This is a genomic window from Vibrio sp. D173a, from assembly GCF_030248475.1.
Genome location: NZ_JAHGAH010000777.1, coordinates 1 through 934, shown reverse-complemented (window position 1 = coordinate 934; position 934 = coordinate 1). Strand labels below are relative to the sequence as shown.

Sequence of the window (934 nt, the reverse complement as noted above, 5' to 3'; positions counted from 1 at the left end):
CGGGTAACACCAGGATGAGCAGTGAAGAACGAGAACTGTCCAGCCTGCTTTGTCTTTAGCACTTCACTAAAGACACCTCTTTCGTCCCCGTAACTAGGAACGGTATAACTAAATTGACTTGGTTGTATATAGCTTAAGTAAGTTGAATAGAGAGCACGCTCTAAACCTACACCTACATTTCCTGTAATTAAGCTAACACGGCTTCTTTTGAACTCATTAAGCGTCTTTGCAACATAACCGACTGTTGTTGAGTACTCAGGAGTCACCTTAGTCGAGCCAGAAGGAGTATCACCATCTAGTAGAGCCATCAGACACTTACAAACATCATCGATGTAAATCAACGTAACAGGAGCATTTGGATCATGAATGTTAATCTCGAAATCATTCAGAATGTTATGGCAGAAGGTAGCAACGAAAGAGTTGTAGTTTGGACGACACCATTTACCGAATACATTTGGAAAACGGTAGATGAAATAAGGCGAACCAGTTTCTCGCCCATAAGCTTCTACAACTTTCTCGGCTTCCGCTTTACTAACACCATACGCATTATCACTCACAGCCTGTGTTGAAGAACTGATCATCAAAGGCACTTTACGACCGTTAGTCTTCAAAGTCGTAACAATGTGAGACGTTAAATCTGCATTACCTTCTTTAAATTCTGAATCGTTCTTCGGGCGATTCACGCCCGCAAGGTGGAAAACAAAGTCAGTGTTAGCTAATGCTGCATTTAAGTCACTTTCAGAAGCATCACGATCAATTTCAGTAACTACGTACTTACCTTGCTCTTTAAGAAACAAAGACAAGTTTTTACCAATGAAGCCTTTTGCGCCTGTAATTAATACATTCATTACACACCCTCCGGGACGTTTACACTACTAGCTTCTATATCTGCAATAAAATCTAACCTGTGAAGCAATTGAATCATACCCGTAAC

1 protein-coding gene is annotated in these 934 nt (G+C 40.8%); it reads right to left on the bottom strand.

Going from position 1 to position 934, the window contains the following annotated elements:
• On the bottom strand, positions 1-848 hold an 848-nt coding region (locus tag KIV40_RS29200), incomplete at its 3' end, for an NAD-dependent epimerase/dehydratase family protein (protein WP_285352729.1).
• Positions 849-934 lie beyond the last annotated feature (86 nt).